Origin of the sequence: Actinoplanes sp. NPDC051633 (assembly GCF_040681735.1) — a bacterium.
Lineage (GTDB): Bacteria > Actinomycetota > Actinomycetes > Mycobacteriales > Micromonosporaceae > Actinoplanes.
The window spans coordinates 1-15,249 of the sequence record NZ_JBFAZH010000052.1 but is presented as its reverse complement, the minus strand read 5'-3'; the positions used below and the strand labels follow the sequence as shown (position 1 = coordinate 15,249).

Sequence of the window (15,249 nt, the reverse complement as noted above, 5' to 3'; positions counted from 1 at the left end):
GGCTTACTCTGTAAGCTAGATTTATATTAAGTCATTACTTTCGAAGAAAGCGTGGTGGGATTGAATGAGCGAACAGCCTCGACGGCGGCCTCCTAGGCCGGCATGGCGTCCACGAACATGCGGCGCTGCGCCTCGGTCAGCGGCGCGAGCGCCCGGCGCCAGGCCACGGTCGACTTCTTCGGCCTGGTCTCCGCGTAATAAACCCGACGGCTGAGGCAACCTCGGGGGGCGGCCGGCGCATCAGCAATGCGGCGAGCCACAACCGGGAGGTGCCGATGCGCGCGGAGTGGGAGCGCGAGTTTGCCGAGTACGCCGCGGGCGCCATGCCGCGGCTGCAAAGCATGGCGTACGTCCTCTGCGGCGACCGGCACCGAGCGGCCGACCTGGTGCAGGACACCCTGGTCACGCTGTATGTGAAGTGGTCGAGGGTGCGCGCCGTGCAGCACCTGGACGCGTACGTGCGCAAGATCCTCCTGCGCCGGTTCCTGATCGAGCGGCGGCAGCCGTGGGCGCGCATCCAGCTCACCGCGACCGTTCCCGACGCGCCGCCGCTCACAGGGCCGGCCGGTTCGGAGGATCGATCGCTGCTGGTCGCGGCGCTACGGCGGATGCCGCCACGGCAGCGTGCGGTGCTGGTGCTCCGCTTCATCTACGACCTTCCGGTCGACGAGGTCGCGAACGCACTCGACTGCTCGGAGGGCACGGTCAAGAGCCAGACCGCACGTGGGCTCGCCGCCATGCGACGGCTGCTGGATCAGCCGGTCGCGATCCCAACCTCTGCGGGGAGGACCGATGGACAAAGATGACCGATTCGGGACGGAGACCCTGGCGCCGCTGCGTGACCAGCAGGTCCCGCCGCTCGACGTCAGCATCGAGCGGGCGATGGCGATCGGGCGCCGCCGGGTGGGAATCCGCCGCGCCGCCGCCGGCGCCGCTGTGGCGGCCGGGGTGCTGGCCATGGGTGGCGCGGTCTTCGCCGTCGGCCACCGGCCGCCGTCGGCGAGTGTGCCGCAGCCGGATGTGCCGCCCGCGCAGGCTCCGGTGCAGTGCCGGGTCAGCCGCCTGCCGGCGCCGAAGGGCGCCGACCACGCGACGGCCACGGCCGTCGCTCCGTCCGGGCGGTTCGTCGGTGGCGCGACGCTGGGATCGGAGGAGACCGGCGAGAACGGTGCGGCGCTGCTGTGGGACGCCGGCCAACTGCGGACGATCGAGATCGAGGGACGCAGCGCCACCCCGCTCGGCGTGAACGACGACGGCGTCGTGGTCGGCGGCGTCACCCGCAACCACAAGCTGGCCGCCTGGGTGTTCCGCGACGGCCACGCCGAGATCCTGCCCGGACTGCCCGGGCACGACAACATGTTCGCGACCGGGGTGAACGCTCGCGGCGACATCGTCGGTGTCGCCGGCGGCCCGGGTGACGTCAACAAGGCGGTGCTCTGGCCGGCCGGCGAGCCGGGCGAGATCCGCACCTTGCCCGCGCCCGGTTCGGCCGGGGCGATGGGCATCTCGGCGGACGGGGTCGTGGTGGGCTATGCGAACGACCGTCCGTACGTGTGGAGTGCGGCCGGTGCCGCACGGGAGCTGCCCGGGGGCGCCGAGGGCACGGCGCTCGGCATCGCGGGCGACTGGGTCTACGGCACCTCCGGCCCGAGCGCCGATGACGGCAACTTCGGCTCCGCCCTCAAGGACGCGCCGCACTCCGGCGGCCGCCCGGCCCGGTGGAGCCTGAGCCGGAACCGGCTCGAGACCCTGCCGGGCACGCACCCGGCCGCGATCACCGCGTCCGGCGCGATGGTCGGCCTGACGGCGAAGCCGGAGCGCAACGCCGTCGTCTTCCGCGATCGGCCACCGGCGAATCTGCCGCCGCTCTCCGACCGCCCGGTGCCGAGCGTGGTCAACGCGGCGAGCGTGGACGGCCGGACCGTCGCCGGTGAGCAGCCGGGCGAGCGCGACACCATCCCGCTGCTCTGGCGCTGCTCCTGAGGCGGGCTGTCACATCTCCTTCTCGGCCGGTGTCTTCATGCCCGGACACCGACCGAGGAGGAGAAATGCCCAACGACACCCGGGTGCCGCCGGCCGAGATCACCGGCGTCTACGGCGCCATCGTCAAGAAGGTCAGCAAGAAGATGTTCGGGACCGTCGCCGAGCCGCTCGGCGTGATGTGGCACAACCGGAAGGTGCTGAAGTTCCAGTTCGCCCTCGGTCAAAAGTCCTCGAAGTGGGACGCCTGCGACGCCGATCTGAAGTCCTTCGGCCACATGGCCGCGGCCTCGTTGATCGGCTGCTCGTTCTGCCTCGACCTGGGCTACTTCCAGGCGCACAACGAGGGGCTGGACGTGGCTAAGGCCCGCGAGGTGCCGCGGTGGCGGGAGTCGGAGGTCTTCACGCCGCTGGAACGTGACGTGCTGGAGTATGCCGAGGCGATGACGCAGACGCCGCCGGCCGTGACCGACGAGCTGTCCGCCCGGCTGCTCGAGCAGCTCGGCCCGGCGGCGCTGGTCGAGCTCACCGCGTACGTCGCACTCGCCAACTTCTACGCCCGGACGAACGTCGCGCTGGGCGTCGAGGGCCAGGGATTCGCCTCGTCCTGCGGGTTGCCTCCGCTGGCCCGGCCGAGCGGCATAGCCTCGCGGTCATGAGTGCCGACGAGTTCGTCGCCCATCGCAGCCTGCTCTTCACGGTCGCGTACGAGATGCTCGGGTCGGCCGCCGACGCCGAGGACGTCGTGCAGGAGACCTGGCTGCGGTGGGCGGCCCTCGCCGACGCGGCCCGGGCGGAGATCCGCGATCGGCGGGCGTACCTGGTGCGGATCGTCACCCGGCAGGCGCTCAACCGGCTGCGCACGCTCGCCCGGCGGCGCGAGGAGTATGTCGGCGAGTGGCTGCCTGAGCCGCTGCTGACCAGCCCGGACGTGGCCGAGGACGTGGAGCTCGCGGAGAGTGTCTCGTACGCGATGCTGACCGTCCTGGAGACGCTGGGCCCGACCGAGCGGGCGGTCTTCGTGCTGCGGGAGGTCTTCGATACGCCGTACGAGGAGGTCGCCGAGGCGATCGGCAAGACGCCCGCGGCGGTCCGGCAGATCGCTCATCGGGCTCGCGAGCACGTGGCCGCCCGCCGGCCGCGGGTCCGGGTGAGCCGCGCCGAGCAGGACGCCGTCGTCGAGCGGTTCCTGGCCGCCGTGCGCGGCGGTGACCTGCAGGGGCTGCTGGACGTGCTGGCGCCGGACGTCGTCCTGGTGGCGGACGGCGGTGGCCTCGCCGCGGCGGCACCCCGCCCGGTCACGAGCGTCCGCAAGGTTGCCACCCTGCTGGCCGCGTGGGCCAAGCAGTCGGGCGACTTCCAGGTGCACCCGATGCGGGCCAACGGCGGGCCGGCCATGCGGTTCGAGCAGGACGGCGCCCTCAACACGGTCGCCTGCCTGGTGATCGAGGACGGCCGGATCAGCCGGATCTTCGCCGTCCGCAACCCGCACAAGCTGACCCGGCTGAACGCCGAGCTTCAGTAGTGGGCGATGACCCGCCGGCCCGGTCCGTCCACCGTGACCCGGCCGCCGTAGGGCAGGATCCACTGCGGGTCGGTGTGTCCGAAGTCGACACCGAAGACCACCATCGCCGACGGGTGGTAGGCCTCGAGCGCCCGCAGCACGGCGTCCCGCTGATCGTCGCGGTACTTCTGCCGCTGCTCGGGTGGTCGCGGAGAGGCGAAGAACGTGGCCTTTCCGGTGGCCATCAGCACGGCCGGGAACTGCTGGAGCAGGCCACGCTCGCCGGCGTTGCGCAGCATCCGGAAGACCTCGTGGGCGGACGGCATCTCCTCCGAGGTCTCCAGCATCAGCACGCAGCCGGCGTAGTCCTCGACCGGCCGGATCCACCGGTTCGCCGCCAGGTTCCAGGACAGGATCTCGAGGTTGCCGCCCCAGGTCGGGCCGCTCACCACGCGGTCGGCCCGGTGCCAGACCCAGCCGGGGCTGGGGATGGCCGGTGGTGAGGTGGTCAGCGCCGCGGGCGTACCCCAGGCATTGTCCTCCTCGGAGAACGAGTCGACCGGCGTGATCTCGCGCTCGCCGGCGTCGAAGAGGGCCGCGCGCAGCGAGCCGGCGGACACCGGGTGCAGCCCGGCGCCGCGGGCAAGATGCACCATTGTGGACCCGCCGTGATAGGCGGCGAGACCGTGCGTCCACAACCAGTTGAGCAGGTTGGTGTTGTCCGAGTATCCGAAGAACGGCTTGGGGTGGGCCCGGAACACCGCCGGGTCGAGGTGTGGCAGCACGGTGATCTGATCGTCGCCCCCGATCGTCGCGAACACCGCCCGGATCGACGGGTCGGCCCACGCCGCCATCAGATCGGCGGCCCGATCCTGCGGCGGGGCGTCCACCCGGCGGGTCGTCGGGAACTCGACCGGCTCCATGCCGATCTCATCGCGGAGCCGGCGCATCGCCAGCTCGTGCACCTCGGGATAGACACCGGGCCCGGCCCACGACGGCGAGATCACCGCCACCCGATCGCCGGGACGGGCCTTGGGGGGCGGGATCAGATCCACGTCCTTGGCTCGCCTTCAAATGACACCCGTCCGCAGCGCGTACGCGACCGCGTGCGAGCGGTTGCGCAGCTTCAGCCGATGGGTCACGCCGTAAATGACGTTCTTGACCGTACGCTCGGAGTAACAGAGACGCCCGGCAATTTCGTTGGTGTCCAGGCCGTCCGCCATCAGCCGGAGCACGTCGATCTCGCGCGACGACAGCCCGCCGGCGCCCGGGCCGGCCGGGCTGAGCGCCTCGCGCTGCAGCCGCTCGACGTGCTTGATCAGTTCACCGACCAGCTGCGGCGGGAGCATCCCGCCGCCGGCCGCCGCGGTCCGCACCGACCGCGTCAGGTTCTCGGCGGTCGCGGCCGCGCGCGGCAGCACCGCGACCACCCGGCACTCGACGGCGGTCAGCAGGTTGTCCTCGGAGATCTCGTCGACGATCAGCACGACCGGCGCGGCGCTGTCCGCCGCCGCCCGGCGCAGCGCGGCCACCGTCTCGGTGCGCAGCCGGTCCGCGGCGACCACGCGGACGCCCGCGTCGGCCCACCGGTCGGGCGGCAGCACCGCGACACCGGGGCTGCCCTGCAGGTGGGTGTGCAGGCCGGCCCGGGTGAGCGGGTCGCCCGCCTGGACAACGATGCTGATCGTCTCCACGTGGTCCTCCTCCACTGGCGCTCAGGGGGCACAGTGTCGGAGGAGGCGCTCCACAGATTCTCTACATCCGCTCCAGGAGCCGGGCTCGGAACCTCTTCACCTCCGCCCCGCGGCGCGCAGGGCGGCGATGTATTTCGGCAGCTCGTCGGCGGCCTGCTCGAGCCGGCCGGGCACGGTCTGGTCCTGGAAGATCGCGTCGGCCACCACCTGGGCGGCCGGGCCGGGCAACCCGTCCAGGGTCGGCGCGTCCAGCTGCCGCCACCTCTCGACGACGCGGAGCCGCTCCAGCACCGCGGCGAGCGTCAGCTCGAGCGAGCCGGCCAGGCGCTCGGCCTCGGCCGCCTCGATCGTCAGCCGCCCGTCACGGGCCAGATCGAGGAACACGTCGCCCGCGAAGGGCTGGTCCGCGGACATGGACACCAGTTTCCCCGACGCGATTCGGTGGTGAGGGCCCGCTCGGCGCCCGGTGCCCTGCCACCCTCGGCTTTTTGCCCTGACCGACCTCGACGGGCAGGCCTTAACGGGCAGAGAGCGCTCCCCGAGGGGCGCTACGTTCGTTTCTGATTGGTTATGACGTTGACCTTGACAACAAACGTTTGATAGTGGGGGAATGTGTTTCCGGGTGATTACCCCCTGATGTACCCACCCAACAAGGAGCCATTGACATGAATGCTCGTACCGGCCGTTTGAGGCCGGCGGTCATTACCCTCGGCGCGGCGTTGCTCCTGGTCAGCGCGTGCGCCAAGTCGGAAGACGACGGCAACGCCGGCGCCGGCAGCGGCACCGCCTCGTCGGGCGCGCAGGTCGTGCAGTCGGCCGCCCCGGGCGCGGCGACCTGCACGCTGGAGCAGTACGGCGGCACGAAGGTCGACCTCAAGACGGCCAAGGTCGGCTTCTCCCAGTCGGAGAAGGAGGCGAACCCGTTCCGGATCGCCGAGACCCAGTCGATCAAGGACGAGGCCGCCAAGATCGGCATCCCGGCCGCCAACCTCACGACGACCAACGCCAACTCGCAGTTCAACAAGCAGATCAGCGACGTCGAGCAGATGATCGACTCGGGCGTGCAGCTGCTGGTCATCGCGCCGCTGAACTCGGACGGCTGGGACGCGGTGTTCGCCAAGGCGTCGGCCAAGAAGGTTCCGATCATCACGATCGACCGCAAGATCAACGCCAAGCCGTGCACCGACTACCTGACCTTCATCGGGTCGGACTTCGAGAAGCAGGGTCAGCGCGCGGCCGACGAGATGGCCAAGGCGCTCGGCAACAAGGGCAAGGTGGCGATCCTGCTGGGCTCGCCCGGCAACAACGTGACCACCCTGCGGACCAAGGGCTTCAAGGACCAGATCGCCAAGGTCGCGCCCGACGTCCAGGTGGTGTTCGAGCAGACCGGCAACTTCTCCCGCGAGGAGGGGCAGAAGGTCTCCGAGCAGCTGCTGCAGTCCAACGGTGACATCAGCGGCATCTATGCCGAGAACGACGAGATGGCGCTCGGCGCGATCGTCGCACTCAAGGGCGCCGGCAAGAAGGCCGGCGACGTCAAGGTGGTCACGATCGACGGCACCAAGGGCGCCGTGCAGGCCGTCGTGGACGGCTGGGCGTCGGCGGTCATCGAGTCGAACCCGCGGTTCGGCCCGCTGGCCTTCGAGACGGCGACCAAGTTCTTCAACGGCGAGCCGATCCCGGAGGACATCATCATCTCCGACCGGCAGTACGACGCCAGCAACGCCAAGGCGGACATCGGCAGCGCGTACTGATCCACGACCAGCAGGACACGGCGGCGTCGCAGGCAGCGGCGCCGCCGCTGTTCATATAGAAGGTTCTCTATTGCAACAGGTTGTTTACTAAGTCACGATGATTCTCTCATCAGCACACTTTCTCGAAGGAGAGAGAACGTGACTGCACATCCTCACTCGTGGCTACGCCTGCTCGTCGCGGCTTTGACCGCCACCGCCGGCACGCTGGTCGCCACGTCCTCCCCCGCCGCGGCGTTCGTCCCAAAGACGCCGCCGATGACCACACCGTGGACCAACCAGGTCTCCCTGACGAACCCACTGCCCGAGTACCCCCGGCCGCAGCTCACCCGGCCGGACTGGCAGAGCCTCAACGGCATCTGGCAGTTCGCCGGCGCCGCCAACATCAACACTCCCCCGGTGAACCAGACGCTGGGTGAAGAGGTGCTTGTCCCGTACCCGATCGAGAGCGCTCTCTCGGGCATTCAGCGGCATCAGGACTTCATGTACTACCGGCGCACCTTCACGGTCCCGGCCGCCTGGTCCGGGCGGAACGTGCGGCTCAACTTCGGTGCGGTGGACTGGCAGTCAAAGGTGTGGGTCAACGGCACGCTGCTCGGCACGCACGAGGGCGGCTACGACAAGTTCTCATACAACATCACCGCCCAGCTGCGGGCCGGTGCGAACGAGATCATCGTCGGCGTCTGGGATCCGACCAACGGCCAGGACATCCCGGTCGGCAAGCAGCGCACCAACCGCGGCGGCATCTTCTACACGCCGTCCTCCGGCATCTGGCAGACCGTCTGGCTCGAGCCGGTCACCCCGGCGCACGTCACGCGGCTGGACACCACGCCCAACGTGGCGGCCGGCGGGCTCGACCTGGTCGTGCAGGGCACGCAGGCGGGCGCGGCGGTGACCGCGCAGGTGCTCAGCGGCGGCACGGTGGTGGGCACGGCGAACGGCACCACGGGTACGAGCTTCCGGGTGCCCGTACCCAACGCCCGCCTCTGGTCCCCCGACGACCCGTTCCTCTACACGCTGAGGGTGACCATGGCCGGCGGCGACGCCGTCGGCGGGTATTTCGGGATGCGCTCGCTCGGCAAGGCGATGCTCGGCGGCGTGCTACGACCCACGCTGAACGGCCGGTTCGTCTTCCAGCTGGGTACGCTCGACCAGGGCTACTGGCCGGACGGCATCTACACCGCCCCGACCGACGCCGCGCTCGCTTTCGACCTGGAGCAGCAGAAGGCGCTCGGCTTCAACATGGTCCGCAAGCACATCAAGGTGGAGAACGACCGCTGGTTCTATCACGCGGACCGGCTCGGGCTGATGGTCTGGCAGGACATGCCGGCGCTGGCCAGCGGGCGGGAGCCGTCGTCGGCCGGGCGTACCCGGTTCGAGAAGGAACTGCGCGAGATGGTCGACGAGCACAAGGGCATCACCTCGATCGTGCAGTGGGTTCCGTTCAACGAGGGCTGGGGCGAGTACGATGCCGGCCGCATCGCTGACCTGGTCAAGAGCTGGGACCCGACCCGGCTGGTGAACCACAACTCCGGCTCCAACTGCTGCGACTCCGACCCCGACCCGGGCAACGGCGACGTGATCGACGACCACCAGTACGTCGGCCCGGGCATCACCCGCCCGCCGACGGCCACCCGGATCGCGGTCAACGGCGAGTACGGCGGCCTCGGCCTGCGCACCTCCAACGAGTGGCCGACCGCCGGCAAGTTCGCCTACGAGTGGCTGCCCGACTCGAATGCGCTGACCAACCGCTACATCGCGATCACGAACCGGCTCGTCGACCTGATCAACGGCAACGGCCTGTCCGGTTCGGTCTACACCGAACCGACCGACGTCGAGGAGGAGCTCAACGGCTTCTTCACCTACGACCGGCAGATCCGCAAGATGGACTTCGCCCGTGCCCGCGACGTGCATCTGCGGGTGCTCGGCGCGGCCAACGGCACCACGCTGTCGCTGAACAAGCCGGTCTCACTGCGGGTCACCACCGCCGGCTACACCGACCGCTACCTGCGGCACCGGGACGGCGCCGCGCGGACCGACGTGATCGGCGCGGGCAGCTCGACCGGCGACAAGCAGGACGCCACCTTCATCGTGCGCGCCGGGCTGTCGAACGGCGCCTGCTACTCGTTCGAGTCGCGCAACTTCCCGGGCAGCTACCTGCGGCACCGGGCCTACCGCGTCTACAGCGAGCCCAACAGCGGCGGAACCTTCGCGGCGGACGCCACGTTCTGCGCCCGGCCGGGCCTCTCCGGCGGCGGCACCTCGCTGGAGTCGGCCAACACGCCCGGCTACTACCTGAGGCACCGCAGCGAAGAGGTGTGGATCGACCCGAACAACGGCGGGTCGTTCACCGCCGACGCGACGTGGGCCGTGACCGCCGGCTGGTGGCGCAGCGGCGCCGACCTGCCGGTCGGGCAGCGGCGGTCGTTCCGGGTCACCACCGCCGGGTTCGACACGCGCTACCTGCGCCACCGCGACGGCCTGGCCCGGACCGACGTGATCAACAGTGGCAGCGTGGCCGCCGACCGGCTGGACGCGACGTTCATCGTCCGCGCCGGGCTGGCGGAGAGCAGTTGCTTCTCGCTCGAGTCGGCCAACTATCCCGGCCAGTTCCTGCGGCACGCCGGATACCGCCTGCAGAAGGCGGCGAGCGACGGCTCGATCACCTTCCAGCAGGACGCCACGTTCTGCGCGCAGCAGCCACTGAACGGCGGCGGCGGCAACGTGTCGCTGGAGTCGTTCAACTACCCCGGCTACCACGTCCGGCACCGCGCCGAGGAGGTCTGGATCGACTCACCCAGCGGCGGTTCCTACGCCGCCGACGCCACGTGGAACAACGCGGCGCCGCTGGGCTGACGGTCATCGTCGAGGGGTCGATCTTTCGTTATAGATCGGCCCCTTGACTGTTTATGTGCGGAAGTGAGTGAATGCGTTCATGCCGCTGCTAGAAGTCGTGGGCGTTTCCAAAGTGTTCCCGGGCGTACGCGCCCTGGACGATGTCTCGTTCACCCTGCAGCCCGGCGAGGTGCATGCGCTGGTGGGCGAGAACGGCGCCGGCAAGTCCACGCTGATCAAGGTGCTGACCGGGGTTTACCAGCCGGACGGCGGTGAGGTCCGATACCGCGACGAGGCGGCCGCCTTCGCCACCCCGATGGACGCGCAGAAGGCCGGGATCTCGACCATCTACCAGGAGGTCAACCTCATCCCGCTGATGAGCGTGGCGCACAACCTCTTCCTGGGCCGCGAGCCGCGCAGCCGGTTCGGCACGCTCGACGAGACCCGGATGAACCGCGAGGCGGCTGAGATCCTGCGCCGCTACGGCGTCACCGCGGACCCACGCCGCCAGCTCGGCACGCTGGCGCTCGGCGCGCAGCAGATGGTGGCGCTGGCCCGCGCGGTGATGATCGACGCCCGCGTGGTCATCATGGACGAGCCGACCTCGTCGCTGGAGCCGCGCGAGGTGGAAACCCTCTTCGGCGTCATCCGCGACCTGCACGCCCAGGGCATCGGCATCCTCTACGTCAGCCACCGGCTCGACGAGCTCTACCAGATCTGCGACACCGTCACGATCCTGCGCGACGGCAAGCTCGTGCACACCGGACGGCTCGCCGACCTCGAGCGGATCAAGCTGGTGTCGCTGATGCTCGGCCGGGACATGTCCGAGGTGCGGCGCGAGGGGGCCACCGCGTTCTCCGGCGAGATGACCGGTGACACCGACGCCGCGCCGGTGCTGCTGGCCCGCGATCTGAACAGCCGGCGCAAGCTGCACGACATCAGCTTCGACGTGAAGCCGGGCGAGGTGGTCGGCCTGGGCGGACTGCTCGGCGCCGGGCGCAGCGAGACGATCAAGGCGATCGGCGGGGCGTACCCGCTGGACGGCGGCTCGGTCGAGGTGGACGGCACGTCCCTCGGGCGGCCGACCACGGTCCGAGCGGTCAAGGCGGGCATCGCGATCCAGCCCGAGGACCGCAAGGCCGAGGGCATCGTCGCCGGCCTGTCGGTCCGCGAGAACATCGCGCTGGCCGTGCTCCCCCGCATGTCCCGGTTCGGCGTGGTGTCCGACGCGAAGATCGACGCGGTCGTCGACAAGTACATGAAGCGGCTCCAGATCAAGGCCTCCAGCCCGGACCAGCGGGTCGGCGACCTCTCCGGCGGCAACCAGCAGAAGGTGCTGCTCGCCCGGCTGCTCGCCACCGAACCCAAGGTGCTGCTGCTGGACGAGCCGACCCGCGGCATCGACGTGGGCGCCAAGGCCGAGGTGCAGTCGCTGATCGACGAGCTGGCCGGCGAGGGACTCGGCGTGGTGCTGGTCTCGTCGGACGCCGAGGAGTTGATCGAGGGCGCCGACCGGGTCGTGGTGCTGCGCGACGGCGTGGTGGTCGGCAATCTGATCGGCGACCAGGTCACCACCGAGGATCTGCTGGCCACGATCGCGGCCGCGGCCTCTTCAGATGAGGGAGAATCGTGAGCACCGACGTCGCCGCCACCCGCCCGGGCATCGACCTGGCCCGCGTCAAGGCGTGGCTGCCCGCCTACGGCGTCTACGCCGCGATCGTGCTGCTGGTCCTCTACAACGTGATCTTCACGCCCAACTTCCTGACCTGGAGCAACCTGCGCATCCAGCTCATCCAGGTCGCGCCGATCGTGATCGTCGCGCTGGGCATGGCGCTGGTCATCGGCACCGAGGGCATCGACCTGTCGGTCGGCTCGGTGATGGCCCTCGCTGCCGCCCTGATCCCCCTCTACCTGGGGTACGGGGTGATCGCGGCGATCCTGATCTCGCTGGTCGCCGGCCTGGTGGTGGGCCTGATCAACGGCACCCTGGTGGCCCGGGTGGGCTTGCAACCGATCGTCGCGACGCTGGCGTTGTTCGTGGGCGGTCGAGGGCTGGCCCTGGTGATCTCCGGCGGTCAGCTCAAGGACATCCGCAGCGAGGACTTCATCTACCTCGGCTCCGGCGACTTCCTCGGCCTGCCGGTGCTCGTCTGGATCGCCGTGGTGCTCGTGCTGATCGTCGCGTTCATCGTGCGCCGCACCGTCTTCGGGCGGCGGTTGCTCGCCATCGGCGGCAACCGCGCCTCGGCGGAGCTGGCCGGCCTGCCGGTCAAGCGGGTGCTCGTCTCCGTGTACGTGATCTGCTCGGTGCTCGCCTCGATCGCCGGTGTGCTCGCGGTCGCCCGCATCCAGTCCAGCGACGCCTCAGCGGTCGGCCTGCTGATCGAGCTGTCGGCGATCACCGCCGTCGTGGTCGGCGGCACCCCGCTGACCGGCGGCAAGGTGCGCGTGCTGGGCACGGTGGCCGGCGCCCTGCTGATGCAGCTCGTGGTCGCCACCATGATCAAGCACAATCTCCAGCCCTCCACCACCGAGATGGTGCAGGCGGTCATCATCCTGATCGCCGTCTACGTCGCCCGTGAGAGGAAGAGCCGGTGACACAGCTCGCTACCGACCCAGAGGTCCCGGCCGCCGCGGTGGCGGAGGACGTCCGCCGGGCCGAGCGCACCGACCGCATCGTCGGCGTGGTGCAGCGGCAGGGCGCGCTCGCGGTGCTCGTCATCGTGGTCATCATCGCGTCGATCGCCTGGCCGAACTTCCGCTCGTACGACAACGCGGCCACGCTGCTGGTGGCCGCGGCGCCGCCGCTGCTCATCGCGCTCGGCATGACCTTCGTGATCATCACCGGCGGGATCGACCTGTCGGTGGGCTCGCTCTACGTGCTCGGCGGGGTGGTCGCGGCGTACGCGTCCCAGTGGGGTGTGTGGACGGCGTTCCTGGCGCCGCTGGCGTTGTGCGGCGCGATCGGGCTGCTCAACGGCGTGCTGATCGCGTACACCCGGATGGCGCCCTTCATCGTCACGCTGGCTGCCCTGCTGGGGGCGCGCGGCCTGATGCGGGCGCTCAGCACCGAGGGGTCGAACACCTACCTGGTCAAGAGCGACGCGTTCCGCAGCTTCGGCACCGGGACGTTCTTCGGCATCGGCTATCAGGTGTGGCTGGTCGCGGTGCTCTCGGTGATCGGCATCGTGGTGCTGTCGCGGACCCGGTTCGGCCGGGCGGTGTACGCGGTCGGGGGCAGCGAGGACGCCGCGAGCCTGATGGGCATCGCGGTCCGGCGTACCAAAATCTGGGTCTATGTGCTCTCCGGCCTGCTCGCGGGCCTGGCCGGGGCGATCAACGCGGCGAAACTCGGCTCCGGCGTGACGGTGCTGGGCACGGGCATGGAGCTGGACGCGATCGCGGCGGTGGTGATCGGCGGAACGCTGCTGACCGGCGGCGCGGGAACGATCGCGGGAACGATCGCGGGCGTGCTCCTGCTGGGCGTGATCCAGAACATGATCAACCAGGTGGGCAACGTGCAGTCCAGCTACCAGCAGGTGATCAGCGGCGCGTTCCTGGCCGTGGTCGTGGTGGCACAGACCTACTTGGTCAAGCTCCGAAGAGTCACCTGACGAGCCACTCCGCGCCCGCCGGCACCCGCCGCACCGAAAGTGGTAGCCCACCCACGTGAACCGGGCCGCCAAAGGCGGCTGAGCTACCACTCTTCGCTTGCCCGCGGCCGCCGCACCCAAAGTGGTAGCCCACCCACGTGTCCGGACCCGCCACAAGTGGCTGAGCTACCACTTTCGCTTGCCTGCCGTCTCGAGATGGTTGAGGTTGCAATCATGCACGACAATGTCTCGGGCTAGGAGCAAACGGGCAACAGCTGGCGGGAGTACTCGTGGCGGGCGGGCTACACGCGGAGGTGCTCGGGCGGTTACGGGCCCTCGTGGAGGGTGCCGAGGTGGCGCTCGGCCCGTCCCGTCAGCGGGCGGTCTTCGCCGTGCTGGCGTCACAGGCCGGCCGGGCGGTGCCACGCGACGAGCTGGTGGCCGCCGTCTGGGGCGACAACGCGCCGGCGAGCGCGGGCGGCAGCCTGCACACCTATGTGTCCGGGTTGCGGCGAGCCCTAGGCACCGCCGCGGACCGGCTCACCACAGTGGCCGGCGGCTATCAACTCACGGTTACCTCGGTGGACGTCGAACGCTTCGTGCAGTGCCGGGTCGAGGCCGGGCGGCGGCTGCGCGACGGCGATCGGCCCGGCGCGGTCGCCGTGCTCGACGAGGCTCTGGCGCTGTGGCAGGGCGAGCCCTACCCGGGCGTCTCCGGCCCCTATGTCGAGCGCGAGCGACGGCGGCTGGCCGAGCTCCGGCTGAGCATGCTCGAGCAGCGGGCTCGGGCGACCCTCGAGATGGGCGGCGGCGGCGAGGTGGTGACCGAGCTGCAGGGACTGGTCCGCGACCACCCGCTGCACGAGGCGCTGTACGAGCTGCTCATGCGGGCGCTGGCCGGCGCGGGCCGCACCGCCGAGGCGCTCGAGGTCTACCAGTCGGCGCGCACCATCCTGGTCGAGGAGCTGGGCATCGAGCCCGGGCCGGCGCTGCGGAGGATCCAGCAGGAGCTGCTGTCCGGAGAGGCCACCACACCGCCCGCGCCGGTCGGCGGAGGCCCGCTGATCCACAACGTTCCCGTGCACGTCACCCGGTCGGGGTCCGGCGCACCGTTCGTCGGCCGGGCCGATCACGTCGAGCTGCTCACCGACATGGTCCGGGCCGTGGCCGGCGGCCGGGGCGGTGCGGTGTGGATCGAGGGCGACGCGGGCATCGGCAAATCCGAGCTGCTCAAGTGTGCGTTCGTGCGGGCCAAGGATGCCGGGCGCGGGTGCCAGCTGGCCTGGGCGGCCGCCGATGAGCTCGGGCAGCGCGTACCCCTGCAGGTCCTGCTCGAGGCCCTGGACCTCGAAACCGCCTCCGCCGCCGAGCAGGTGCACGGCGACGGCGACGCCGGGCTGGTGAGCTTCGTCCGCGAGGCCTGCGAACGGGCGCCGCTGATCCTGGTGGTCGACGACATGCACTGGGCCGACGAGGCCAGCCTGCTGGTCTGGGGCCGGCTCGCGACCTTGGTGCGGCGGCTGCCGTTGCTGCTGGTGGCGGCGAGCGGTAGTTCTGTTCCAGCAGGATCGTGGTCGCGTCCGGGTAGTCCTCCTCGAACTGGAGGATGTTGCGGATGGTCGCGCCCCGGAAGGCGTAGATCGACTGGTCCGCGTCACCCACGACGCACAGCTCGGCGGGCGGGACGTCGTACTCGTTGGGCGGTACGTCCTGGTCGTGCGCGCTCGTGCCGACCAGCTCCCGGACCAGCGCGTACTGCGCGTGGTTGGTGTCCTGGTACTCGTCGACCATGACGTGCCGGAAGCGGCGGTGGTAGTGCTCGGCCACGTCCGGGAAGGCGCGCAGCAGGTTGACCGTGGTCATGATCAGGTCGTCGAAGTCGAGCGCGTTGG

At 70.3% G+C, this 15,249-nt stretch carries 12 protein-coding genes and 2 pseudogenes; 10 read left to right on the top strand and 4 right to left on the bottom strand.

Going from position 1 to position 15,249, the window contains the following annotated elements:
* Nucleotides 1-275: 275 nt before the first annotated feature.
* From AB0M20_RS05505 to AB0M20_RS05490, 4 genes are all read left to right on the top strand, one after another.
* Nucleotides 276-806, top strand: coding sequence for a SigE family RNA polymerase sigma factor (locus tag AB0M20_RS05505; protein WP_364294194.1), 531 nt, complete (start codon nucleotides 276-278; stop codon nucleotides 804-806).
* On the top strand, nucleotides 793-1,983 hold the full coding sequence (locus AB0M20_RS05500) for a hypothetical protein (protein WP_364294191.1): 1,191 nt from the start codon (nucleotides 793-795) through the stop codon (nucleotides 1,981-1,983). The genes AB0M20_RS05505 and AB0M20_RS05500 overlap by 14 nt, the downstream gene beginning before the upstream one ends.
* 65 nt (nucleotides 1,984-2,048) lie before the next feature.
* Complete coding sequence (locus AB0M20_RS05495) at nucleotides 2,049-2,639, top strand: carboxymuconolactone decarboxylase family protein (protein WP_364294188.1); 591 nt, start codon at nucleotides 2,049-2,051, stop codon at nucleotides 2,637-2,639.
* Nucleotides 2,636-3,505: an RNA polymerase sigma-70 factor gene (locus tag AB0M20_RS05490; RefSeq protein WP_364294185.1), complete on the top strand. Its 870-nt coding sequence runs from the start codon at nucleotides 2,636-2,638 to the stop codon at nucleotides 3,503-3,505. The genes AB0M20_RS05495 and AB0M20_RS05490 overlap by 4 nt, the downstream gene beginning before the upstream one ends.
* On the opposite strand, the gene AB0M20_RS05485 is transcribed toward AB0M20_RS05490, so the two are convergent.
* The 3 genes from AB0M20_RS05485 to AB0M20_RS05475 all read right to left on the bottom strand — a co-directional run bounded on the left by AB0M20_RS05485 (nucleotide 3,499) and on the right by AB0M20_RS05475 (nucleotide 5,592).
* Nucleotides 3,499-4,539 carry a S66 peptidase family protein gene (locus AB0M20_RS05485; RefSeq protein WP_364294182.1) on the bottom strand — a complete coding sequence of 347 codons (1,041 nt, stop codon included), beginning with the start codon at nucleotides 4,537-4,539 and terminating at the stop codon, nucleotides 3,499-3,501. The genes AB0M20_RS05490 and AB0M20_RS05485 overlap by 7 nt on opposite strands.
* Nucleotides 4,540-4,554: 15 nt before the next feature.
* Nucleotides 4,555-5,178: a response regulator transcription factor gene (locus AB0M20_RS05480; RefSeq protein ID WP_364294179.1), complete on the bottom strand. Its 624-nt coding sequence runs from the start codon at nucleotides 5,176-5,178 to the stop codon at nucleotides 4,555-4,557.
* 96 nt (nucleotides 5,179-5,274) lie between these two features.
* Complete coding sequence (locus AB0M20_RS05475) at nucleotides 5,275-5,592, bottom strand: hypothetical protein (RefSeq protein WP_364294176.1); 318 nt, start codon at nucleotides 5,590-5,592, stop codon at nucleotides 5,275-5,277.
* A 251-nt stretch (nucleotides 5,593-5,843) separates the two neighbouring features.
* Here AB0M20_RS05475 and AB0M20_RS05470 point away from each other — a divergent pair, with 251 nt between their 5' ends.
* The 6 genes and pseudogenes from AB0M20_RS05470 to AB0M20_RS05445 all read left to right on the top strand — a co-directional run.
* The gene (locus tag AB0M20_RS05470) at nucleotides 5,844-6,932 is read left to right on the top strand and encodes an ABC transporter substrate-binding protein (RefSeq protein ID WP_364294173.1); all 1,089 of its coding nucleotides are present in this window, start codon (nucleotides 5,844-5,846) and stop codon (nucleotides 6,930-6,932) included.
* A 138-nt stretch (nucleotides 6,933-7,070) separates the two neighbouring features.
* Nucleotides 7,071-9,785, top strand: a complete 2,715-nt coding sequence (locus AB0M20_RS05465; RefSeq protein WP_364294166.1) for an AbfB domain-containing protein — start codon at nucleotides 7,071-7,073, stop codon at nucleotides 9,783-9,785.
* 79 nt (nucleotides 9,786-9,864) lie between these two features.
* The gene (locus tag AB0M20_RS05460) at nucleotides 9,865-11,397 is read left to right on the top strand and encodes a sugar ABC transporter ATP-binding protein (RefSeq protein WP_364294163.1); all 1,533 of its coding nucleotides are present in this window, start codon (nucleotides 9,865-9,867) and stop codon (nucleotides 11,395-11,397) included.
* The gene (locus AB0M20_RS05455) at nucleotides 11,394-12,362 is read left to right on the top strand and encodes an ABC transporter permease (RefSeq protein WP_364294160.1); all 969 of its coding nucleotides are present in this window, start codon (nucleotides 11,394-11,396) and stop codon (nucleotides 12,360-12,362) included. Before AB0M20_RS05460 ends, AB0M20_RS05455 begins: the two co-directional genes overlap by 4 nt.
* Entirely contained in the window at nucleotides 12,359-13,378 is a 1,020-nt protein-coding gene (locus AB0M20_RS05450) for an ABC transporter permease (protein WP_364294157.1), read from the top strand. The genes AB0M20_RS05455 and AB0M20_RS05450 overlap by 4 nt, the downstream gene beginning before the upstream one ends.
* 269 nt (nucleotides 13,379-13,647) lie before the next feature.
* Nucleotides 13,648-14,883 (top strand): annotated as a pseudogene (locus AB0M20_RS05445) (BTAD domain-containing putative transcriptional regulator); the annotation flags it as partial.
* Nucleotides 14,884-14,899: 16 nt separating this feature from the next.
* Here AB0M20_RS05445 and AB0M20_RS05440 read toward each other — a convergent pair.
* Nucleotides 14,900-15,249: pseudogene (locus AB0M20_RS05440) on the bottom strand (UvrD-helicase domain-containing protein); the annotation flags it as partial.

What these genes read in the sequence shown, in the direction of transcription:
- AB0M20_RS05505 (WP_364294194.1), top strand. Translation starts at nt 276, where the DNA reads ATGCGCGCGGAGTGGGAGCGCGAGTTTGCCGAGTACGCCGCGGGCGCC.
- AB0M20_RS05500 (WP_364294191.1), top strand. Translation starts at nt 793, where the DNA reads ATGGACAAAGATGACCGATTCGGGACGGAGACCCTGGCGCCGCTGCGT.
- AB0M20_RS05495 (WP_364294188.1), top strand. Translation starts at nt 2,049, where the DNA reads ATGCCCAACGACACCCGGGTGCCGCCGGCCGAGATCACCGGCGTCTAC.
- AB0M20_RS05490 (WP_364294185.1), top strand. Translation starts at nt 2,636, where the DNA reads ATGAGTGCCGACGAGTTCGTCGCCCATCGCAGCCTGCTCTTCACGGTC.
- AB0M20_RS05475 (WP_364294176.1), bottom strand. Translation starts at nt 5,592, where the DNA reads ATGTCCGCGGACCAGCCCTTCGCGGGCGACGTGTTCCTCGATCTGGCC.
- AB0M20_RS05470 (WP_364294173.1), top strand. Translation starts at nt 5,844, where the DNA reads ATGAATGCTCGTACCGGCCGTTTGAGGCCGGCGGTCATTACCCTCGGC.
- AB0M20_RS05460 (WP_364294163.1), top strand. Translation starts at nt 9,865, where the DNA reads ATGCCGCTGCTAGAAGTCGTGGGCGTTTCCAAAGTGTTCCCGGGCGTA.